The organism is Streptomyces sp. NPDC055400 (assembly GCF_053644375.1).
The window spans coordinates 443,091-463,802 of the sequence record NZ_JBSHLM010000002.1 but is presented as its reverse complement, the minus strand read 5'-3'; the positions used below and the strand labels follow the sequence as shown (position 1 = coordinate 463,802).

19 protein-coding genes are annotated in these 20,712 nt (G+C 70.2%); 7 read left to right on the top strand and 12 right to left on the bottom strand.

Annotated features, from left to right (window positions below; all coding sequences use genetic code 11):
• Window positions 1-13 precede the first annotated feature (13 nt).
• Together ACWIGU_RS06510 and ACWIGU_RS06505 are read right to left on the bottom strand one after the other, a co-directional pair.
• The gene (locus ACWIGU_RS06510; RefSeq protein WP_454398054.1) at window positions 14-613 is read right to left on the bottom strand and encodes a uridine kinase family protein; all 600 of its coding nucleotides are present in this window, start codon (window positions 611-613) and stop codon (window positions 14-16) included.
• A gap of 84 nt (window positions 614-697) precedes the next feature.
• On the bottom strand, window positions 698-1,327 hold the full coding sequence (locus ACWIGU_RS06505) for a hypothetical protein (protein ID WP_454398053.1): 630 nt from the start codon (window positions 1,325-1,327) through the stop codon (window positions 698-700).
• A gap of 362 nt (window positions 1,328-1,689) precedes the next feature.
• On the opposite strand from ACWIGU_RS06505, the gene ACWIGU_RS06500 reads away from it, so the two are divergent.
• The gene (locus ACWIGU_RS06500) at window positions 1,690-2,199 is read left to right on the top strand and encodes a YceI family protein (protein WP_454398051.1); all 510 of its coding nucleotides are present in this window, start codon (window positions 1,690-1,692) and stop codon (window positions 2,197-2,199) included.
• 24 nt (window positions 2,200-2,223) lie between these two features.
• Here the strand turns inward: ACWIGU_RS06500 and ACWIGU_RS06495 are convergent, their stop codons facing one another.
• Entirely contained in the window at window positions 2,224-2,928 is a 705-nt protein-coding gene (locus ACWIGU_RS06495) for a TetR/AcrR family transcriptional regulator (RefSeq protein ID WP_454398049.1), read from the bottom strand.
• A gap of 41 nt (window positions 2,929-2,969) precedes the next feature.
• Window positions 2,970-4,145: an FAD-dependent oxidoreductase gene (locus ACWIGU_RS06490; protein ID WP_454398047.1), complete on the bottom strand. Its 1,176-nt coding sequence runs from the start codon at window positions 4,143-4,145 to the stop codon at window positions 2,970-2,972.
• Between the two features lie 181 nt (window positions 4,146-4,326).
• Here ACWIGU_RS06490 and ACWIGU_RS06485 point away from each other — a divergent pair, with 181 nt between their 5' ends.
• Window positions 4,327-6,291 (top strand): M13 family metallopeptidase, encoded by a 1,965-nt coding sequence (locus tag ACWIGU_RS06485; RefSeq protein WP_454398045.1) that lies wholly within the window; start codon window positions 4,327-4,329, stop codon window positions 6,289-6,291.
• Between the two features lie 67 nt (window positions 6,292-6,358).
• On the opposite strand, the gene ACWIGU_RS06480 is transcribed toward ACWIGU_RS06485, so the two are convergent.
• The 5 genes from ACWIGU_RS06480 to ACWIGU_RS06460 all read right to left on the bottom strand — a co-directional run bounded on the left by ACWIGU_RS06480 (window position 6,359) and on the right by ACWIGU_RS06460 (window position 13,133).
• On the bottom strand, window positions 6,359-8,731 hold the full coding sequence (locus ACWIGU_RS06480; RefSeq protein WP_454398043.1) for a beta-xylosidase/alpha-l-arabinosidase: 2,373 nt from the start codon (window positions 8,729-8,731) through the stop codon (window positions 6,359-6,361).
• A complete protein-coding gene (locus ACWIGU_RS06475) occupies window positions 8,728-9,549 on the bottom strand; it encodes a carbohydrate ABC transporter permease (protein ID WP_454398041.1) in 822 nt (273 codons plus the stop codon). Before ACWIGU_RS06475 ends, ACWIGU_RS06480 begins: the two co-directional genes overlap by 4 nt.
• Window positions 9,546-10,481 (bottom strand): carbohydrate ABC transporter permease, encoded by a 936-nt coding sequence (locus tag ACWIGU_RS06470; protein WP_454398039.1) that lies wholly within the window; start codon window positions 10,479-10,481, stop codon window positions 9,546-9,548. Before ACWIGU_RS06470 ends, ACWIGU_RS06475 begins: the two co-directional genes overlap by 4 nt.
• A 14-nt stretch (window positions 10,482-10,495) precedes the next feature.
• Entirely contained in the window at window positions 10,496-11,806 is a 1,311-nt protein-coding gene (locus tag ACWIGU_RS06465) for an ABC transporter substrate-binding protein (RefSeq protein ID WP_454398037.1), read from the bottom strand.
• A gap of 280 nt (window positions 11,807-12,086) precedes the next feature.
• Window positions 12,087-13,133: a LacI family DNA-binding transcriptional regulator gene (locus tag ACWIGU_RS06460; protein ID WP_454398614.1), complete on the bottom strand. Its 1,047-nt coding sequence runs from the start codon at window positions 13,131-13,133 to the stop codon at window positions 12,087-12,089.
• 171 nt (window positions 13,134-13,304) lie between these two features.
• Here ACWIGU_RS06460 and ACWIGU_RS06455 point away from each other — a divergent pair, with 171 nt between their 5' ends.
• Window positions 13,305-14,579 carry a D-arabinono-1,4-lactone oxidase gene (locus tag ACWIGU_RS06455; RefSeq protein ID WP_454398035.1) on the top strand — a complete coding sequence of 425 codons (1,275 nt, stop codon included), beginning with the start codon at window positions 13,305-13,307 and terminating at the stop codon, window positions 14,577-14,579.
• A 693-nt stretch (window positions 14,580-15,272) separates the two neighbouring features.
• Window positions 15,273-15,653, top strand: a complete 381-nt coding sequence (locus ACWIGU_RS06450; RefSeq protein WP_454398033.1) for a hypothetical protein — start codon at window positions 15,273-15,275, stop codon at window positions 15,651-15,653.
• A gap of 10 nt (window positions 15,654-15,663) precedes the next feature.
• Here ACWIGU_RS06450 and ACWIGU_RS06445 read toward each other — a convergent pair whose 3' ends face one another.
• Window positions 15,664-16,431 carry an MBL fold metallo-hydrolase gene (locus ACWIGU_RS06445; protein ID WP_454398031.1) on the bottom strand — a complete coding sequence of 256 codons (768 nt, stop codon included), beginning with the start codon at window positions 16,429-16,431 and terminating at the stop codon, window positions 15,664-15,666.
• 351 nt (window positions 16,432-16,782) lie between these two features.
• On the opposite strand from ACWIGU_RS06445, the gene ACWIGU_RS06440 reads away from it, so the two are divergent.
• A complete protein-coding gene (locus tag ACWIGU_RS06440) occupies window positions 16,783-17,058 on the top strand; it encodes a hypothetical protein (RefSeq protein WP_454398029.1) in 276 nt (91 codons plus the stop codon).
• 63 nt (window positions 17,059-17,121) lie between these two features.
• On the opposite strand, the gene ACWIGU_RS06435 is transcribed toward ACWIGU_RS06440, so the two are convergent.
• A complete protein-coding gene (locus ACWIGU_RS06435; protein ID WP_454398027.1) occupies window positions 17,122-17,784 on the bottom strand; it encodes an ArsR/SmtB family transcription factor in 663 nt (220 codons plus the stop codon).
• 117 nt (window positions 17,785-17,901) lie between these two features.
• On the opposite strand from ACWIGU_RS06435, the gene ACWIGU_RS06430 reads away from it, so the two are divergent.
• Window positions 17,902-18,564 (top strand): peptide deformylase, encoded by a 663-nt coding sequence (locus ACWIGU_RS06430; RefSeq protein ID WP_454398025.1) that lies wholly within the window; start codon window positions 17,902-17,904, stop codon window positions 18,562-18,564.
• A 143-nt stretch (window positions 18,565-18,707) separates the two neighbouring features.
• Window positions 18,708-19,538 (top strand): SDR family NAD(P)-dependent oxidoreductase, encoded by an 831-nt coding sequence (locus ACWIGU_RS06425; RefSeq protein WP_454398023.1) that lies wholly within the window; start codon window positions 18,708-18,710, stop codon window positions 19,536-19,538.
• 68 nt (window positions 19,539-19,606) lie between these two features.
• Here ACWIGU_RS06425 and ACWIGU_RS06420 read toward each other — a convergent pair whose 3' ends face one another.
• Entirely contained in the window at window positions 19,607-20,482 is an 876-nt protein-coding gene (locus tag ACWIGU_RS06420) for a glycoside hydrolase family 16 protein (protein WP_454398021.1), read from the bottom strand.
• Window positions 20,483-20,712 lie beyond the last annotated feature (230 nt).

The following is a 20,712-nucleotide window of genomic DNA, read 5'->3' as shown; positions in this document are numbered from 1 at the left end:
ACGACGTAGGTGTCTACCGCAGGCGCATGTAGGTGTGTGCCGGGTCGGCGGGCGCGGTGCGCGGGTCGCCGTCGGCCACCACGTCGGCCCGCTCCCGGGTCCCGTCCTGGGCGAAGTGCTCGTCCTCCGCGGCCATCCACGTACGCCACAGCGGCAGCGCGGCCTCACCGTCGCGGGCCAGGCCCCTGCGCAGACGCGCCGTCCGACCCGTCTCGACCCACACGGCGCAGGTGAGACGGTCGGCGACGGTCCGGCGTGCCGTCGACACACCTTCGAGGACGAGGGCAGGGCCGACGGGAACGTCGTGCCACTCGGCGAGTTCGCGCCGCACCCAGTCGTAGCGCTGGAACCGGCCGGCCACCCCGCTCCCCAACGGCTGGAGCACCTGCTCCTCGAGGCGGGGCCACCAGCCCAATGGGTCGTCCCACGAGGCGAAGTCGTCCGTGTGCACGATCCGCGCGTTGCCGAGTGCCCCGGCGAGGCGCTCGGCGAACGTGCTCTTGCCCGCCCCCGACGGGCCGTCCACGGCGACGAGCCTGACCGGTCCGCACCGCGGTGGTTGTGCCCGGATGCGGGTCGCCAGTGCCGTGTACGTCTCAGGGGTGGGTTCCATGAGGGCGCACGATAGCGGCGATTGTGCGGTGCCGGCCGGGAATTCCGCGCGCACCGCACGCACCCACCCGGCGTCCGCCATGTCTCAGACGTTCGCCGGAGCGTCCTTCTTGGCGGCGTCCTCAGTGGTGGCCGCCGCGGCCGGAAGGGCGGTGTAGAACACGGACTTGTTCTGCTTGGTGCGCTCGGCCTGACCGCGGGCGACGAGGGATTCGAGGGTGTTGCGCACGACCGTGCCGCCGGCCTTGCGCTCCGGGTGGGTCTCGGCGAGCGTCGTGGTGACCTCGGCGGCCGAGCGCGGCTCGGTGCTCGTGGTGATGAGGTTCAGGACGAGTTCCCGCAGGGTGGGGGTACCGGGTGTGCGGGGCTGCGCGACGGTGGGTGCCTTCTTGGGGGTGTCCTTCTTGCCGGCCGTCTTCTTCGCGCGCTGCTTGGGTGCCGCGCTCTCACTCTTCGGCTTGCGTGCCTTGGGGAGTTCGACGGGAGGCGCCGCCTTCGGCGCGACCGGTGCCTCCTCGGCCACCGCCGCCGTGCCTTGGCCCGAGAGTGCCTCACGCATCCCGACCAGCAGGGTGCGGTCGTGGTCCAGTGTCTGGAGCTGCTCCTGGAGTGCGGCCAACTCGGCGGCGACGCGTTCCTGTTCCTTGGCGTTGCGCTCGATGTCGGCCTCCACCTGGGCGGAGTACTGGGACTTGAGCGTGTTGCTGTCCGACATGACTGCCCGCTTCCTGTTTCTGTGGGGCTGTGTGTTGGTGCCGAAGGGTACTCACACCACACACGCTTGTGCACGCTTCTTCGGTGCATTGCCCCTGCGCAGTGTTGGTGGGATGGCACTGTGTACGGCCGTGCGGGCCGCTTCGGGCGGTGTCCGACGCGGTGTGTAGAACACCTCTGCGTGGGATGCCAGTCGGGCCCATCGAGTGGACGTGGCACCCGTGCGGGCCGTCAGCGGTGACATTTGTACCGGCCGGGCGACGACATCTCGCTCTGCCGCGTGCCACCCGCCACCGGACATGCTGAGGTCAGCCGCCGAAGTGACGGCGACGAGAGGCGATGGAGGTCATGGTGGCATCGCGAGTGGGAGAACACCCTGTGCCGGACAGCGGCACGTACGAGATCGATCCGGCGGCGTCGAGCGTGAACTTCCGTATGCGCACGGTCTTCGGGCTGTTCCCGGTGCGGGGCAGCTTCCGGATCACGCGCGGACGGATCGACGTGACCGGACCTGTCGAGAAGTCCACGGTGGACGTGAGGATCGGAGCGGACACGTTCGAGTCGGGTGTGGCGCGCCGCGACGAACACGTACGGTCGGCCGACTACCTCGATGTGGCCAACCGTCCCGAGATCGCGTTCCGCGGCGAAGGCGTCGAGGTGGGCTCCAACGTGACTGTTCTGACGGGGCAGTTGACGGTCCTCGGTGTCAGCCGGCCGGTCGACGTCACCGTGGAGAGTGTGGCCGTCGAGGGCCGCAGGCTGACGGTCGTGGGGTCGGCCGTCGTCGACCGGTACGCGTTCGGTGTGACCACCGCGAAGGGCATGACCGGCCGCCGCCTGACCGTGCGCCTGGACATCAGGGCGACGCGCTGACCTGCCGCGACACCGGGTGGGGGGTCACGGAGTGTCGGTGCCGGACGGCCTGGGTGTGTGCGGCATCCCGTTGAGCAGCACCCGCAGGCCCCAGCCCAGGCGGGCCTGTCCGGGCCCGGACAGCAGTTCGTCCCCCAGCGCGGCGAGGCGCGGGTGGCTCGTGGCGGACACGTTGTGCAGCGCGGTGGTCAGGGCGTCCCAGTCGCCCTGGGCGTCCTCGTCCCGGTCGCGGGTGGACTGCTCGGCCGCGGTCGAAGTGGCGTACTGCAGAAGGGCGTCCACGCCCCACGCGGCCTGCGCGTCCGGGACACCACCCTCGGCGAGCAGCGTGAGAAGGACTTCGATCAGGTCGAGGTAGTGCTCGCCCGAGGGCATCGCCACGAGTGCAGACCGGGCGAGGCTCGGATGCTCGAACAGCACGGCGGTGTACGAGGACAGGATCCGCACCAGACGGTCCTGCCAGTCGCCGGCGGCGGTGGCGGGGGAGAGGTCGACCTCGCCGAGCAGCTCGTCCAGGATGGCCGCGTGCAGCTCGGCGGTGTTGCGCACGTACACGTAGAGCGAGGCCGGGCCCGTGTCGAGCTCCTGCGCAAGCCGGCGCATGGTGACGCGCTCGAGGCCTTCGTCGCGCATGATCGTGACCGCGGTCGCGACGATGCCGTCCCGGGTCAGGGCGGGCTTGGCCGGGCGCTCTCGGCGGCTGCGGGGTGCTGCGGGCTGGGGGGACACGTGCCCACCGTAACGAGCCGGGTTCGTGACGAACAAGTTCGTCACGAACCCGTTCCCGCGGCTTCCGCCTCCTCGCGGAACGACGCGAACATGTCGAGCAGGCCCTGCGGCGCGTCGGGGCTGAAGATGATGTCCAGGTTGGCGGCGGAACCGGCTGCGGCGTGCTCGCCGCGGGGGAAGAGCGCCTCCTCGTAGACGGCGAGGGCCTTCTCGGTCTCACCCGGGTGCGCCAGGATCGCCGCGGCCAGCTCGGCGCCGTCGAGCATCGCCAGGTTGGCGCCCTCGCCGGCGAACGGCGACATCAGGTGGGCGGCGTCCCCGATCAGGGTCACTCCCGGGACCCGGTCCCACCGGTGTCCGACGGGCAGGGCGTGGATGGGCCGCGGGACGAGCGCGCCGTCGGCGTTGCCGATCAGTCCGCGCAAGGCCTCGTCCCAGCCGTCGAAGGACGCGAGGATACGGGCCTTGGCCGCCTCGGTGTCGTCGAAGTCGATGCCGCTGGTGGTGAACCAGTCGGAGGGCACACGCAGCGCGCAGTACACGTGCAGCCGGCCGTCGCTCTCCCGGTGGGCGAGGAAGCCCTTCTCGTCCCCGAGCGCGAACAGCGCTCCGCCGCCGACGACAGCGGCACTCTCCGGGTGAAGGGTGTCCGCGTCGTCGAGGTACGCCTCGACGAACGAGATGCCGCAGTAGGCGGGGCGGGCGTCGCTCAGCAGCGGGCGGACCTTGGACCAGGCGCCGTCGGCGCCGACGAGCAGGTCGGTGGTGAACGTCTCGCCGGACGCGAGCGCCACCTCGTGGCGGCCCCCGGTCAGGGGGCGGGCGCCGGTGACCTTGGCGCCCCAGCGGACGGTGCCCTCGGGCAGTGAGGCGAGCAGCATGTCGCGCAGGTCGTGGCGGTTGACCTCCGGCCGGCCGTCGGTGCCGCCCTCGTCGGACTCCTCCATGCGTACGGCGCCGTGCCGGTCCAGGATCCGCACGGCCTCGCCGCCCGCGTGGACGGCGGCGACGAACTCCTCGTGGAGACCCGCTGCGCGCAGCGCGGCCTGGCCGGACTCCACGTGCATGTCGAGCATGCCGCCCTGGGGGCGGGCGGCGGCCGAGGCCTCCAGGTCGTAGACGGCCGCTTCGACGCCGCCGAGGTGCAGGACGCGCGCGAGGACGAGGCCGCCGAGTCCTCCGCCGACGATCGCGATGGGGTGGTGGGTGGTGGTCATGGCGTGCTCCTTCGGGTGGGTTGCGGTGGGTGGCGCCCGCCGTTCCGGGTGCTTCTCCCTCAAGGTAACGAACATGTTCGTCACGAACAAGTTTTTAACGAACATGTTCGGAGAACCTCGTGACAGTCCCGGCCCGGGGGATTACGAAACGACCCGGCCGCACCTCGCATAAGCTGCGTCGATGAGCATTCTTGATGACGCCCGCCCGGGTATGAACCCCGAGATCCGGCCGCAGGACGACCTGTTCGGCCACGTCAACGGCCACTGGCTGGACACCGAGCCGATCCCCGAGGACCGCTCGAGCTGGGGCCCCTTCGTTCAGCTCGCCGACACCGCCGAGGAGCAGGTCAAGGCGATCATCGAGGAACTCGCGGCCGGGGCCGAGTCGACCTCGGCCGACGCCGGCGAGGCACGCAAGATCGCCGCGCTCTACGCCTCCTTCATGGACGAGCAGGCCATCGAGGCGCTCGGTCTCGCGCCGGCGCGCCCCCTGATCGACGAGGTCGCGGCCATCGCCGACCTCCGGGGCCTCGCGACGTTCCTCGGCCGTTTCGAGCGCGTCGGCGGCTCCGGCCTCTTCGGGTCGTACGTCGACACCGACGACCGCAACTCCGACCGCTACCTCGTCAACGTCGTGCAGGGCGGCCTCGGCCTGCCCGACGAGTCGTACTACCGGGACGACAAGTTCGCCGAGATCCGCGACAAGTACGTCACCTACCTCACCGATCTTCTGACGCTCGCCGACCACGCCGACCCCGCGGCCGCCGCGCGGACGGTCCTCGCCATCGAGACCAGGCTGGCCGCCGGCCACTGGGAGCGGGCCGAGACCCGTGATGTGCAGAAGACGTACAACCTCACCGCGCTCGACGAACTCAAGGCCCTGGCACCGGAGTTCGACTGGCACGGCTACGCCTCCGCGATCGGTGGCACTGACGCGACCATCGCCGAGACCTGCGTCCGGCAGCCGTCGTACTTCGCCCACCTCTCCCAGGTCCTGACCGAGTTCCCGATCGAGCAGTGGCGCGACTGGGTGCTGGTGCGTGTGCTGCGCGCCTCGGCGCCGTACCTCTCGGACGCGTTCGTGCAGAACAACTTCGACTTCTACGGGCGCACGCTCAACGGCACCCCGGAGCTGCGCGCCCGCTGGAAGCGCGCCGTCGCGCTCGTCGAGGGCGCGATGGGCGAAGCCGTCGGCAAGGAGTACGTGGCCCGGCACTTCCCGCCGGCGTCCAAGGCGATGATGGACGAGCTCGTCGCCAACCTCCTGGAGGCCTACCGCCAGTCGATCGCCCAGCTCGACTGGATGACCGACGAGACGAAGGAGCGGGCGTACGAGAAGCTCGCCACGTTCCGCCCCAAGATCGGCTACCCGGACAAGTTCCGCGACTACTCCAAGCTCCAGGTCACCACGGACGACCTGCTCGCCAACGCACAGGCGGCCGCGGCGTTCGAGACGGACCGCGAGCTCGCCAAGATCGGCTCGCCGGTCGACCGCGACGAGTGGTTCATGCTGCCGCAGACGGTGAACGCGTACTACAACCCGGGCACCAACGAGATCTGCTTCCCCGCGGGCATCCTGCAGAAGCCGTTCTTCGCGCCCGACGCCGACCCGGCCGAGAACTACGGCGGCATCGGCTCCGTGATCGGCCACGAGATCGGCCACGGCTTCGACGACCAGGGCGCCCAGTACGACGGCGCGGGCAACCTCAACGACTGGTGGACCGCCTCCGACAAGACGTCCTTCGAGGCCAAGTCGAAGGCCCTCATCGAGCAGTACGACGGCTTCTCGCCGCGCAACCTGCCCGGCGAGACCGTCAACGGCGCGCTCACGGTCGGCGAGAACATCGGCGACCTCGGCGGCCTGACCATCGGCCACAAGGCGTACGTCATCTCGCTCGGCGACACCCCGTCGCCGGAGCACGAGGCCACCACCGGCTCCCAGCGGCTGTTCCTCAACTGGGCCTACTGCTGGCGCACCAAGCGGCGCAAGGAGCAGGAGCAGCAGTACCTGACCATCGACCCGCACTCGCCGCCGGAGTTCCGCGCGAACATCGTGCGCAACCTCGACGAGTTCCACGACGCGTTCAACACGTCGGACAGCGACGGCCTGTGGCTCGACCCGGCGGACCGCGTGCGTATTTGGTAGCGCGCCCTTGACGCGTGGCCCGTGCCTTCCAGGAAGACCTTCCTGGAAGGCACGGGCCACGGCTGTTTCATCGTGTGGTGACGCCGAAATCGGCGTGCAGCCTGCGGGTGTGGTCCACCGCCCGCACGGGACCGGTGAGCGTCACCTTCGCGGTCAGCCGGAGGTCGGTGCTGGACGCGCCGAGCCGCAGTTCCAGCTCGCCCGGTTCGACGATCCGCCGCCCGTCCCGCCCGGTGAACGACGCGAGGTCCGCGGGCACCGTCACCCGGACCCGCGCGGCCTGCCCGGGCGCGAGTGCCAGGCGCACGAACCCGATCAGCCGCTGGACGGGCTGCACGACCGAGGCGACCGGGTCGTGCAGATAGAGCTGCGCGACCTCGGTGCCGTCACGGTCGCCCGAGTTCCTTACGGTGAAGGCGAGTTCGGCCTCGCCGTCCGTTGTGACCGTCGCGCGCTCCACGGTGAGATCGGACCAGTCGAACGACGTGTACGTCAGGCCGTGTCCGAAGCCGAACGCCGGTGTCGGGTCGATGTTCGACACCCCGTTGACCTGCCCGAGCCGCGCCGCCAGATACGTGGACGGCTGGGCCCCCGGGCCGTTCGGGATGCTGACGGGCAGCCGTCCCGACGGGGCGATCCGCCCGCTGAGCACACCGGCGATCGCGGGCGTGCCCTCCTCGCCGGGGAAGAACGACTGGACGACGGCGGCCGACTCCCCCACCGCACGGCCGAGCGCGTACGGCCGCCCCGCCAGGAGCGTCAGCACGACCGGTGTGCCGGTGTCCAGGAGCGAGTCGAGGAGTTGCTCCTGCACGCCCGGCAGCGCGAGCGTCTCGGCGTCGCATCCCTCGCCGCTGGTGCCCCGGCCGAAGAGGCCGGCCCGGTCGCCGAGCGCGAGGACGACGACGTCGGCGCCCCTGGCCAGCTCCACGGCCTCGGCGAAGCCGCCGGTGGCGGTGTCGTCGATGCCGCATCCCGGCGCGGTGACCACCTCGCTGTCCGGGAACTCGGCCCTCAACGACTCCACCAGAGTGGGCAGTTCGATGCCGACCGGCACCTCGGGGTGCCGGGCGCCCACGTGCACCGGGAACGCGTAGCAGCCCAGGACGGCCGTCGCGGCGTCGGCGGTCGGGCCGACGACCGCGATCCGGGAGGGGCGGGTCAGGGGGAGAGTGCCGTCGTTGCGGAGCAGGACGACGGCCTGTTCGGCGACCTCCCGGGCGAGGGCGCGGCGGTCCGCGGTGTCCAGGACCACGGTTCCGCGCAGCGCCTGCGGGTCCCCGAGGTCCGCACCGGCCAGCGCCTGCGGCACCGCGTCCCAACCGGTGTCGAGGAGGCCCAGCTGCGCCTTCTGTACGAGCACACGGCGCAGCGCGCGGTCCACGACGGCCTCGGACACCCGACCGTCCGCGACCGCGTCGAGGAGCGGCTGCCCGAACGCCTTGACGGTGGGCAGTTCCACGTCCACCCCCGCGCTCAGCGCGGCGCCGGCGGCCTCACCCCAGGTCGCGGCGACACCGTGCAGGGTCTTGAGGAACCCGACACCGAAGTAGTCCGCCACCACCGTCCCCGTGAAGCCCCAGGTGTCCCGCAACAGCCCGGTGAGCAGCTGCTCGTCGGCTGCCGACGGGACGCCGTCCGTGTCGGTGTAGGCGTGCATCACCGAGCGGGCGCCGCCCTCGCGCAGCGCCATCTCGAACGGCGGCAGCATCACATCGGCGCGCTCCCTGGGGCCCATGCCGACGGGTGCGAGGTTGCGTCCCGCGCGGGAGGCGGAGTAGCCCACGAAGTGCTTCAGGGTGGCGACGATCCCGGCGGACTCCAGGCCCTGGACGTAGGCGGTGCCGAGCGTGCCGACGAGGTACGGATCCTCGCCCAGGGTCTCTTCGACGCGGCCCCACCGTGCGTCGCGGACGACGTCGAGCACGGGGGCGAGGCCCTGGTGCACACCCATCGAGCGCATGTCCTGCCCGATGGCCCCGGCCATGCGCCGTATCAGCGCCGGATCGAACGTCGCGCCCCACGAGAGCGGGACGGGGTAGGCCGTCGCGCCCCAGGCGGCGAAGCCCGCGAGGCACTCCTCGTGGGCCACGGCCGGGATGCCGAAGCGGTTTCCCGCGGCGATGCGGCGCTGCGTGCGCAGCAGGGACAGCGCGCCGAGAGCGGGGTCGACGGGGGCGGTGCCGAAGGGCCTGGTGAGCTGCCCGAGCCCGTGCGGCAGCAGGGCATCGAGGTCGACCACCTCTTCCATCTCATGCTGGTACGGGGCGACTTCGCCGCCCTCGTCGGACGCCCCGACCCAGACGCCGAACAGCTGGGCGACCTTCTCCTGGAGGGTCATCTCGCCGATGAGGGCGTCGGCGCGCGTCTCGTGGTCGAGGGTCGTGTCGCGCCACACGGGCGTGAGGGAGTCTGTCGTTACGGCCACGTTGTGGGTCACTTTCCTCCGACGCCCATGAGCCCCTGGACCAGGGTGCGCCGGGCGAACAGGTAGACGAGCAGGACGGGCACCATGGACAGGACCACGGCGGCCAGCAGCCCCGGGACGTTGATGCCGTACTGGGTGCGGAAGTTGTAGAGCCCCAAGGTGATCACCTTGGTGGAGTCGGACTGGGTGAGCACCAGGGGGAACAGGAAGCCGTTCCATGCCTGGAGGGCGGAGAAGACCGCGATCGTCGAGAGCCCGCCCCGCGACAGGGGTAGCACGAGCTGACGGAACACCCGCCACGAGGAGGCGCCGTCGATGGCCATCGCCTCGTACAGATCCGGGGTGATGTCCCGCATCACGCCGGTCAGGACCAGGGCGCACATGGGGAGCGAGAAGGCCGCGGTCGGCAGGATGACACCGATGAGGTTGTCGTAGAGCCCCGCCTTGCTGATGACGTAGAACATCGGCACGATCACCGCCTGCGCGGGGATGGCGAGGCCGAGCAGGAACAGTCGGAAGACGGCGGTCGTGACGCGGCCACGGCTGCGGACAATGGTGTACGACAGCGGCGGCACCACCACGAGGACGATGGCGACCACGCACACGGTCACGATCACCGTGTTGAGGAAGTACCGGCCGAAGCCGGTGGAGAAGTCGTCGACGTAGTTCCGCAGCGTGAGGTGCCGCGGCAGGCTCAGCGGGCCGCTCGCGCCGTAGTCCGCGCGTGACTGCACGGACGCCGAGACCAGGACGTAGAGCGGTGCGCCGACGACGAGCAGCCAGACCACGGAGCCCAGGCCGGCCAGGTAGTTGGGGCGTTGCTTGCTCACAGGCCCTCCACCGAGCTGCGCATCTTGTCGTAGCCGGAGACCCGTACGACGACGAGGGAGATGACCGTCGCGACCACCACCAGGAGCAGCGCGATGGCCGATCCCGCGCCGAAGTCGAAGCTCTTGAAGGCCTTTTGGTACATGTAGTAGGCGCTGATGGTGGTGTCCGTGCCGGGACCGCCCTGGGTGAGGATCAGGACCGTGTCGAACGTGGTGAGGCCGCCGACGACCATCAGGATCATCGACGTGATCATGGTGTTGCGCAGTTGCGGCAGCGTGATGTGGAAGAACTGGCGCACCGTGCCCGCACCGTCGATCTGCGCCGCCTGGTAAAGGACTTGAGGGATGGCCCGCGCCGCGCCCTGGTAGATCAGGGTGTGGAACGGGGTGAACTGCCAGGCCCCCACGAAGACCAGCACCCCGATGGCCCCGCTCTGCATGCCGAGCAGGTTGCCGTCGCCGAACAGCCACTTGGCCTGTGACGGCACGCCGAAGTTGGGGTCGAGCAGGGTGCGCCACAGGACGGAGACCGCGGTGGCGGACAGCAGCAGCGGGACGAAGTAGATCGCGGACAGAATCGCGCGGTTGCGCTGGCGGCCCGCCGCCCAGACGCCGAGCAGGATGCTCAGCGGTGTCTGGACGAGCACGCCAAGGACGGTGATCAGCACGCTCAGCCAGAGGCTGTTGAGCATCACCGGGTCGTCGAAGAGTTTGGTCCAGTTGTCGAGCCCGGCGAACCGGGGCGCGCCCAGGCCGTTCCAGCTCGTGAACGACAGCACGGCGACCAGGACGAGCGGGACGACGGCGAACAGGACGAAGAACGCGGTGGCGGGCAGCGCCCAGGCGAAACCCGGGCGCCCCACTCCGGCCGTGCGCCGCTGCGCGGGCCGCCGTTCGGCGACGGCAGCGGCCTTGGTGACGGTGGTGGTCATCTCGGCACCAGGTCTCACGCGGTCGGCAAGGCCTGCATGGCCTTGATGAAACCGTCGGTGTCGAGCCCGCCGTTGAAGAACTGCTGGACCGCCTGGTGCATGGGCGTCGAAGCGGACTGCGGGTAGGCCTGGTCCCACGAGAGCTGGAACGACGGGGCCTTCTTCACGAGGTCGAACTGGTACTTGGAGTAGTCCGGGCTGGCGGAGGCGCCGAGGAACTTCGTCGTGTTGGTCGTGGTCGGCAGATTGCCGATGCCCAGCTGCGCCTTCACGAACTCGTCGGAGTACTGGAGCTTCAGGAACTCGGCGACGGCCTCGGGGTGCTTCGTCTTCTTCATCACGGAGTAGAAGTTGTTGGTGTTACCGACGAGGTTGCCGGCGTCGCCCGTGCCGCCCGCGACCGTCGGGAACGAGGTGTAGCCGAGGTCCTTCTTGGCGAACGCGGGGTGGGAGTCCTGCTGGGTCGAGTACTCCCAGGAACCCATGAGCTCGAAGCCGGCCTTGCCGGTGGCGAGGAGCGTGGGCGAGCCCTGGTCGGTGAACTTGACGGAGTCGTAGTTGGTGCCGAAGGCGCCCGCGTCGACGAGCTGCCTGATCATGCCGAGGGCCTTCTTGCTGCCCGCGCTCTCCCAGGCGCTCTTGTCGCCGCCGAGTGCCTTCTGGAAGACCTCCGGGCCGGCGACACGGTCGTAGAGGTACTCGAACCACATCAGCGTCGGCCACTGGTCGCCGCCGCCGAGCGCGATCGGGGTGACCCCCTTGGCCTTGAGCGCCTTCACCGCGCCGAGCAGGTCGTCCCAGGTCTTGGGCGGCGTGACGCCGGCATCGGCCAGGACCTTCTTGTTGTTGAAGAGCAGCACCGGCTGCGTGCCGCGCATCGGGATGCCGTAGGGCTTGCCGTTCACCGACGCGCTGTCGAAGACCGACGGCAGGAAGCTGGACTTGAGGGCCGGGTCGTCCTTGATGAAGTCGTCGAGCGGCAGCAGGAGGTCGGCGTCGACGAAGGGCTTGATGCTGCCGCCGCCCCAGTTGAAGAAGACATCCGGGGCCTGCGGGGTGCTGATGATGGTCTGCAGCTTCTGCTGGTAGTCGGCGCCGGGAATGGTGTCCAGGACCGCCTTGACCTTCGACGTCTTGTTGAAGGTGGCGACGAGCTGTTTCTCGACCTTGTTCGCCGCGTCCCCGTACACCAGCACGTGGATCTTGTCGGAGTCCCCGCCGCCCGCCGAGTCGGAGGAGCCGCCTCCACAGGCCGACAGGGTCAGACCGAGGGCGAGCGCCACACCTCCGGCGACGGTGCGGGAGATCCGTGCGGGTGTCTTCATCTTTGAAGCCTCTCGAAAGTGTCGGTCAAGAGAGCGAAATGTTTTGGACGGTGTGACGCTAAGGTGCGCCGAAGGGGCGGTCAACCCTCGGAGTACGGGTTTCTGAAGCGTTATCGATGGGGCGCTGCCTGGCGCGAGTCGGGCCTTGTGGCGAAAGGGCACGACGGAGCGGCGGTCCGGTTCGGGCCGCCGAAGAGGCGCGGGCCATGTGCGCCGACAGTTTCGAAGTTTGCCGCAGGGTGCGATGGCCAACAGGCGTGGTGGCGAGGTGGAGCGAGGGCTACCGCTCGGCGGGCGCCGCCGTGCTGCTCCGCACGACGAGACGGGTCGCCAGGTCCATGCGCGGCGTGGTGGGCTTGTTGCCCCGTGCCAGGTCGAGGGTCAGTCGTGCGGCGGCCTCGGCCATCTCGACCAGGGGCTGGCGGACGGTGGTCAGCGGCGGCCCCACCCAGCGGGCCAGAGGCAGATCGTCGAAGCCCACGACACTGAGGTCGTCCGGGATCCGCAGGCCCAGTTCGCGGGCCGCCTCGTAGAGGCCGAGCGCCTGGAGGTCGTTGCCGGCGAACACGGCGGTCGGCCGGTCCGGCAGGCCGAGCAGTTCGAGACCGGCCGCGTGGCCGGACTCATGGTGGAAGGTCCCTTCGCGGATCAGCGCGGGGTCGACGTCGATCCCGGCCGTCTCCAGGGCCGCCCGGTAGCCGTCGATCCGGGCACGGCTGCACATCATCCCCGCCGGGCCGGCGATCACGCCGATCCGGCGATGGCCCAGCTCCAGCAGGTGCCGGGTGGCGGCGAGCCCGCCCTGCCAGTTCGTGGCGCCGATCGCGGGCACGTCGTCACCGGGGTCGCCCGCCGGGTCCAGCACCACGAACGGGATGTCACGGCTGGTGAGCTGCGCCCGCTGGGCGGCGTCGAGCCCGGACAGGACCAGGATCACGCCGGTGGGACGGCGGGCGAGGACGCCGTCGACCCAGGACTGGCCGATGCTCAGCTGCCCGGCGTGCTCGGACAGGACGAGGCTGAGCCCCTCCTCGCGGGCCACGTTCTCGACGCCGCGGATCACCTCCATCGACCAGGAGCTGTCCAGCTCGTGGAAGACCAGTTCGAGGAGGGGGACGGCCGTGGTGTTGGCCCTGCGGCGCTGGTAGCCGTGGCGGCGGAGCAGTTCCTCGACCCGCTCGCGGGTGGCCGGAGCGACATCGGCCCTGCCGTTGAGGACCTTCGAAACAGTCGGAGCGGAGACTCCCGCCTCGCGGGCGATCTCAGCAAGCGTCGCCGTGCCGGACCCGGAATTCTCCTGGGACGCCGACGTCTGCTTCTTCTGCACCGCTGAGGAGTTCACGGTACGGATCGTAACTTCTTTGGGGTGAGACGGGGCAAGGGGATCAACGCACCTCAGCAGCCTTGACGCACCGGCAAGATCCTTCTAGGTTTTCGCAACATGCGCCTTCGGCGTCGAAATAGCTGAACGCGAACACCCTTGAGAACGGACATGCGGATGCCCGCGACCGATACACCGCTGCGGAACTGGGCGGGAAACGTCACCTTCGGCGCGGCTCGGGTCCACCGTCCGACGTCGGAGGCCGAGCTGAGCCGGGCCGTCGCCTCCGCCGGGAAGGTACGGGTCCTCGGCAGCGGACACTCCTTCAACCGCATCGCGGACACGGACGGCGACCTCGTGCTCCTGGACGGGCTCGCGCGCCGGGTGCGGGTGTCCGAGGACCGCGCCACCGTGCGCGTCTCGGCGGGTATGCGGTACGCGGAGGTGGCCTCGGCGCTCCAGGAGCAGGGTCTCGCCCTCGCCAACCTGGCGTCGCTGCCGCACATCTCGGTGGCGGGATCGTGCGCCACCGGCACGCACGGTTCAGGGGACTCGCTGCGCGGTCTGGCCACCGCGGTGACCGGGATCGAGCTGATCGGCCCCGACGGCACGCGCACGACGCTGGACCGCGCCTCCGACCCGGACCGCTTCCCCGGTGCCGTGGTCAACCTGGGCGCTCTCGGTGTCGTCGTCGGCATGACACTCGCCGTGGAACCCGCCTTCGACGTCGCCCAGTGGGTGTACGACGACGTGCCGCTGGACCGCATCGCCGAGGACTTCGACTCCGTGTTCGGCGCTGCGTACAGCGTCAGCGCGTTCACCGACTGGCGCGCGGAGACCGCCACCGTGTGGCTGAAGCGCCGCACCGACCGCCTGCCGACCGGCACCCCGGGAGACCGGTGGATGGGCGGCCTGCTCGCGGACGGCCCACGCCACCCGGTCCCCGGCATGCCACCGTCGTCCTGCACCGGGCAGCTGGGCGTCCCCGGACCGTGGCATGAGCGCCTGCCCCACTTCCGCCCCGAATTCACCCCGAGCAACGGCGAGGAGCTCCAGTCCGAACTGCTCCTGCCGCGCGAGGCCGCGACCGACGCGATGGCGGCCCTGCGCGCGCTCGGAGACCGGATCGCCCCGGTACTCCTCGTCTCGGAGATCCGCACGGTCGCCGCGGACGACCTGTGGCTCAGCCCCAGCCACGGCCGCGCATCCCTCGCCCTGCACTTCACCTGGGTGCGACGGCCCGACGACGTACTCCCCGTCATCGGCGCCATCGAGGAGCGGCTGCTGCCGCTCGGGGCGCGCCCCCACTGGGGGAAACTGACGACGGCCGCTCCCCGTACCGTCGCCGCGCTCTACGAACGAGCACCCGACTTCCGGCGGCTGCGACAAGAGCTGGACCCGGCAGGGAAGTTCAGCAACGCCTTCGTGACGGAACTCTTCGCCGGTCACTGAACGTGATCCCCTGCGGAGCACCGCAGGGCTGGTCCGTTCGGCGGCGCCCGGGTCGCTGCCCTCCGGCGCCGAACCTAGCGTTCCCACAGTCAGGGGGTATTTCTGTCTGGAGGGTCCACTGTGCGTTCCATAGGTCTCGCTTCCGCAGCGCTGTTCGGCGCCGCCGCGCTTGTGTCCGTGACCGCACCGGCGTCCGTGGCGGACGACAGTGGCGACACCACCCCTACTTATGAATCCGACGGTGGCGACACCGCCTCCAAGGGCAAGTCCGACGGTGGCGTCACCGCCCCCACTGGCAAGTCTGACGGGGGCGACACCACCTCCTCCACTGGCGAGTCCGACAGTGGCGTCACCAGCCCCATTCGTGAGTCCGCCGGTGGTGAAACTGCCCCGACTGGCGAGCCCGCCGGTGGCGTCACTGCCCCGACTGGGGAGTCCGCCGGTGGTGACACTGCCCCGACTGGGGAGTCCGCCGGTGGTGATACTGCCCCGACTGGCGAGCCCGCCGGTGGCGTCACTGCCCCGACTGGCGAGCCCGCCGGTGGTGACACTGCCCCGACTGGCGAGTCCGACAGTGGCGGCCGTTCCGACAGCGGTACCGATCAAGGTGGCGACGACCTCGGCAGTGAAGGTCGTACCGATGGCAGCGGCAACAACATCACCCCCTTCGGATTCACGGTCTCCCCGAAGACCGTGTCGCCCGGCGGGTCCGTCACCCTCAATGCCACCCGGTGCGAGACGCCGACGGTGCGGGTCACGGCGCCGGTCTTCGGTGACGTCACGCTCAATGGGGGCCGTTCGGCGAAGGCCACGGTCTCCCGCGATGCGAAGCCGGGTGCCCAGTACGACGTGACGTTCGACTGCAAGGGGCGGCGTGGCACCGCCAAGCTCGTCATCTCCGGCGGAGGCACTCGTCCCACCACGCCCACAGTGCCGGGGGGCGTAGAGGCCGGAGACGGCGGAAGCCTTTCCAGGCTCGACGCCACACAGCTCCTGGCGGGCACCGCCCTGGTGGCCGGTGCCGTGGGCGCCGGCGTGTACGCAGCCTGGCGCCGCTCCGGTTCGCAGGACTGAGACAGTCCGCTTACGACCTCTGCCGCTCCGGAGTCGCACGTTCGCGTGCCGCGCTCGCGGCCTCGCCCACCGAACCGTGGTGTACCGGGCCGTGCCCGGGCAGCAGCATGTCGCCCGCGAGCCCCTCGAACACGTCCAGGGAGTCGCGGGTGCGGTCGCGGTCCCTGTCGAACATGGGGAGCAGGAGCTGAGGCCCCCGCGTGCGCGAGGTCGGGTGGCCGGTGACCAGGCCGTCGCCGGAGATGACGATGCCCGCGCCGGGAAGGTGGTAGGCGCAGTGGCCCGCGGTGTGCCCGGGGGTGTGGACGGGGACGGGGCGGCCCGGCAGGTCGAGGGCGCCCTCAGTGGGGAACGGCTGGGCCCGGTCGACGCGGGCGTCCGTCGTCCCGCCGGAGCGCAGGGCGTGGACGGCCCAGGGCAGGACACCCGGGCGCCAGCCGTTGCGCAGGACCCGGCCGAGCGAGACCTGGTGCAGGAACTCGCGCCGGGCGTGCGGGACTTCAGCCTCGTGCGCGTACACCGGTGTGCCGAAGGTGCGGCTGAGGTAATCGGCGGACCCGAGGTGATCGTTGTGCGCGTGGGTGAGCAGGATCGCCGTAACCGCCTCGGGGGAGTGGCCCGCCGCGCCCAGTGAGTCCAGGACCTGCTGCCGGTCGCCGGGATAGCCGCAGTCGATGAGAGTGACGGCGTCGCCCTCGCTCAGGATCACCCAGTTCGTGTTACTGCCGTGGACCAGATGAACGCCTTTGGCGGCGTGGACGAGGGTGTCTTCGCGCATGACGGACCGCATCTCTTGAGATATGCCGCTGCTGGGCGGGGTCGGGGCGAGTGTGGGGAGCCGGGGGGTACCGCAGTGACCGGTCTGCGACTGCGGTCGCAGGCAGGGTAGTTGATCTCCTGTCCCGTCCGGATGCCTTCGACCAGGAGTCGCGCCGATACCTGCGGGATCCCTTGACAGTCATCCGATGAATTTATAGCTTCCGTGGCCAGAAGCTCCTCAATTGAGCCAACTACCCTGCAAACGTTGGATGTTCGGTCCGTAGATCGATGGTCAATCCCGACCTGCCCAACCTGCCCAACCTGCCTGATCTGCCCAACCTGCCCGATCTGCCCGGCCTCAGGAGCCCCCGTGCGTACTGTCCCTGGTTTCCGCAAGAGCCGAAGATCCCCGCTTCCCGGTCTGGTTGCCGGGGCGGTGGGTGTGACGCTGGGCTTCGGCGCTGCGACCGCACCCAGCGCGTCGGCGGCCACGGGTGGCGTCAAGACCGTCACCCTCCACGTGGCGCCCGCCGGCAGCGATCGCGCCAACGGCTCGGCGGCAAGGCCGTTCCGCACGGTCGAGCGCGCCCAGCGAGCCGCCCGCAAGGAGGCGCGCAAGCACCGGGCGAGTCCAAGGCCGGCCTGACACCGGGTGAGCACACCATCAAGGGCGTGATGAAGACAGGCAGTTATCTGATCGTGGACAGCTTCAAGGTCCGCTAGACGCTGTCGGGGGTTCGGTCTGCCGTTGAGCGGGAGCCGCGTCCTCGTCGAGCAGAGGAAAGAGTCGCGCGACGGCCGCGACCGCCACGGTGTCCGCCGGGCGGGTCGCGGCAGCGTCGTGACGCGACTGGAAGTCCGTCATCAACTGGCGGATGGACGAGGCGAGTTGGGCTACCTCGGCGGGACTGAGGTGCAGCACGGCGCTGAACGACTCGTCGTGACGCCACGCGGGCGGGGCCTGTTCCAGGTGGGCCAGTCGGTGGCGATAGCTCTCGTCCTCCAGGCTGTGGGTCAGCGCGGTGAACTCCACTGCGCCGGCCTGGTCCGGCAGGTGATCGGACTCCCAGCGCAACTGCCATGGGCGCGCCCGTCCGTCCGTGGGCGGCGCCTCCTCGATGAGGCCGTAGCGCGCGAGCTGGCGCAGATGGAAGGAGCAGAGGCCGGAGCTGTGGCCGAGCCGGGCGGCGGCCTCGGTGGACGTTACGGTGCCGACCTCGGCGAGCAGGTCGAGGAGCGCGATCCGGACCGGGTGGTCGGGCAGGGGCCTGCGCGTCGCCCCGTGCGGCGGGATCCACGGGCCGGGGGCGGAGCTGGAGCCGGGGCTGGGGCCGTGGCCGGTGGGCGGTGCGGGCCGTTCCTTGTCGCTCATTTTGCAAAGAGTGCTACTTTGCAAAGCAGTTGGTCAAGTCGGTCAACTCCGCCGGGCCCGACCGGGACGCGCTCCGGTCCGGCCCTTCTTCGCCCTGCTCTGGAGGCGTCAGCACCCATGGTTGTTCAGTTCGGTGACGGAACATCACGCGATCTCCGGATGCGAGTGCAGGGCGTCCCCGTGGACTCGTTCCCTGTGCTCCCGTCGGAAGTCGCGCGCGGAACGGTGCGCCGTATCACCGTCGTGGGGGAGGATGTCCTGCACCGCCGCTGCCGCGAGGTGACACAGTTCGGAACCCCCGAACTGGCCCGCCTCATCGACGACATGTTCGCCACCAACGCGGTCGCGGACGGCGCGGCCATCGCCGCCAATCAGGTCGATGTGGACCTCCAGCTGTTCGTGTGGGACATCACAGACGACTGGGGCGTACGCCACGTCGGGCACATCGCCAATCCCGTCCTCGACGAACTGCCCGCCGCACGCCGCGTCCTGGCCGAGGAATCGGAGGGATGTCTGTCCGTCCCCGGCCCCTGCAAGCTCGTGCCCCGGCCGGACCACGCAGTCGTGCGAGGGCGTGACAAGGACGGCAATCCGCTGGTGATCGAGGGCCGCGGATACTTCGCGCGCTGCCTGCAACACGAGACGGACCACCTCTACGGCCGTACGTACCTGGACCGGCTCGCCCGGCGCGAACGGAAGGCGGCGCTGAGTGAGATGGAGGCAATGAAGGGTGACGTGTTCGCCCGGCGCGCGGCCCGCGCGGCCGAGCTGGGCAAGTGAGCTCAGTCTGATCCGAACGCGTGTACTGCTTCCCGGTGGTCGAACGGCGGGAGGAGAGGCATACGCCTCGATGAGTGGTGGGGGGAACACCAGGCACGGCGCGCTCTCCCTTTCGCGGCGTCGCGCCCGTCAGGATGGGCGACATGAACCCACGTGTCACCTTGATCACCGGAGCGACCCAGGGACTGGGCCGTGGCATCGCGCTCGACCTCGCCGCGCGCGGCGACACCCTTCTCCTGCACGGCCGTGACGCGGGCCGGCTCGAAGCGGTCGCCGCGGAGGTGCGAGCGGCCGCACCGGACACCACCGTCCGTACGTACCTCGCCGACCTTTCGGACCTCGACCAGGTGCGCGCCATGGCGGACCGGGTCCGCGACGCCGAACCCCGTCTCGACGTGCTGGTCAACAACGCGGTCGCCGGTGGCGGCGCGGAGCCGCTGCGGCGGGAGGTGAGCGCGCAAGGACATGAACTGCGGTTCGCCGTCAACCACTTGGCCCCGTACGCCCTGATCCGCGGCCTGCTTCCCCTGCTCAAGGCCTCCGCGCCCGCCCGCGTCGTCAACGTCGCCTCCATAGGGCAGGAGCGCATCGACTTCGACGACGTCATGCTGGAGCGGGACTACGAGGGGCTGCGGGCGTACTGCCGCAGCAAGCTCGCCCTGATCATGGCCACGTTCGAGCTGGGGGCGCAACTCGAAGGCAGCGAAGTCACGGTCAACGCCCTGCATCCGGCGCATCTCATGGACACGGAAGGCGTGCGCGCGTACGGCTTTACTCCGGTGACGGGGATCGACGAGGGCGTCCGGCCGACGGTGCGGCTGATCACGGACCCGGAGCTCGGCTCCACCACGGGCCGGTACTTCGACCGCTTCACGGAATCCCGCGCCCACGAACAGGCCTACGACAAGGAGGCCCGTCGGCGCCTGATGGCCCTGACGGACGAGCTGACCGGGTACGGCCCAGCGGCACCGTGAACCGGACGTCGATGTCCCGGGGCAGCGGGTCCGTCGGACACCGGCCGCCCCCGGGACATCATCCCCTCCTACTGGGTGGTTACGTGGACGTAGTCGACGACGAGCTGCTGGGGGAAGCTCGTGCTGCCGTCGGGGTCGCCCGGCCAGTAGCCGCCGACCGCGAGGTTGAGGATCAGGAAGAACGGCTTGTTGAACGCCCACTGGTTGCCGCCGACGTCGGCGGGCGTTCGGGTCTGGTAGACGTTGCCGTCGACCGACCACTTGACGGAGTCCGGGGCCCAGTCGACCGCGAACGTGTGGAATCCGTCCGCGAAGGCCTGCCCGCCGGGCAGCGTGTAGGCCGCGCCGATGCCGCCCGAGCCCGAGTACCCGGGGCCGTGCAGCGTGCCGTGGACCGTGCCGGGTTCGAAGCCGACGTTCTCCATGACGTCGATCTCGCCGCTGGCCGGCCATCCGACGCTGCCGATGTCGTCCCCGAGCATCCAGAACGCGGGCCACATGCCCTGCCCGCGCGGCACCTTCATCCGGGCCTCGACATGACCGTAGGCCTGGGTGAACTTGCCCGAGGTGTTGAGCCGGGCCGAGGTGTACTCGCAACGCCCGTACCAGCACTGGTAGTTGTTCGGGTTCTCCTTGCGGGCCGTGATGACCAGGTTGCCCTGGCCGTCCAGCGCGGCGTTGCTGTTGCCCGCGGTGTAGTACTGCCGCTCATGGTTGTTGACGTTGTCGCCGGTCTCGATCTGCCACTTGCCGCCGTCGACGGCAGAGCCCGCGGCGCCGTTGAAATCATCGGTGAACGTGGCCGCGGCGGCTTTCGCGGGACTGTCGATGGGCGCCGGGGCGGCGGACGCGCCGCTGGGCATCGCCGCCAGGCTCGCGGCGCAGCAGGCCAGGGAGGCGGCGTACAGGGAGGCGCGGCGGCGCCAGGATGAGCGCACGGTCATCACATCGCTTTACGTGGGGGGTCGTGTGGGGGGTCGCGTGCATGACAACGAAGCAGCGAAGCATCCGGAAGTGAACGCCGACGACGGCCACTTGAGGCACTTCCTTCACTTCTTGATTTAAAGGAGTGCTCATCGTGGCGTCAAGGCATTGGCGTGTACCAAGTGCAAGGAGCGACCCCGCGGGCGCCGTGGCCTGCGGGATCGCCCGGTAGGCGGGCGACGCCCGCCGC

What these genes read in the sequence shown, in the direction of transcription:
- ACWIGU_RS06505 (WP_454398053.1), bottom strand. Translation starts at nt 1,327, where the DNA reads ATGTCGGACAGCAACACGCTCAAGTCCCAGTACTCCGCCCAGGTGGAG.
- ACWIGU_RS06445 (WP_454398031.1), bottom strand. Translation starts at nt 16,431, where the DNA reads ATGCGCGAAGACACCCTCGTCCACGCCGCCAAAGGCGTTCATCTGGTC.
- ACWIGU_RS06465 (WP_454398037.1), bottom strand. Translation starts at nt 11,806, where the DNA reads ATGAAGACACCCGCACGGATCTCCCGCACCGTCGCCGGAGGTGTGGCG.
- ACWIGU_RS06430 (WP_454398025.1), top strand. Translation starts at nt 17,902, where the DNA reads ATGGTTGTTCAGTTCGGTGACGGAACATCACGCGATCTCCGGATGCGA.
- ACWIGU_RS06425 (WP_454398023.1), top strand. Translation starts at nt 18,708, where the DNA reads ATGAACCCACGTGTCACCTTGATCACCGGAGCGACCCAGGGACTGGGC.
- ACWIGU_RS06490 (WP_454398047.1), bottom strand. Translation starts at nt 4,145, where the DNA reads ATGACCACCACCCACCACCCCATCGCGATCGTCGGCGGAGGACTCGGC.
- ACWIGU_RS06485 (WP_454398045.1), top strand. Translation starts at nt 4,327, where the DNA reads ATGAGCATTCTTGATGACGCCCGCCCGGGTATGAACCCCGAGATCCGG.
- ACWIGU_RS06420 (WP_454398021.1), bottom strand. Translation starts at nt 20,482, where the DNA reads ATGACCGTGCGCTCATCCTGGCGCCGCCGCGCCTCCCTGTACGCCGCC.
- ACWIGU_RS06435 (WP_454398027.1), bottom strand. Translation starts at nt 17,784, where the DNA reads ATGAGCGACAAGGAACGGCCCGCACCGCCCACCGGCCACGGCCCCAGC.
- ACWIGU_RS06455 (WP_454398035.1), top strand. Translation starts at nt 13,305, where the DNA reads ATGCCCGCGACCGATACACCGCTGCGGAACTGGGCGGGAAACGTCACC.
- ACWIGU_RS06510 (WP_454398054.1), bottom strand. Translation starts at nt 613, where the DNA reads ATGGAACCCACCCCTGAGACGTACACGGCACTGGCGACCCGCATCCGG.
- ACWIGU_RS06470 (WP_454398039.1), bottom strand. Translation starts at nt 10,481, where the DNA reads ATGACCACCACCGTCACCAAGGCCGCTGCCGTCGCCGAACGGCGGCCC.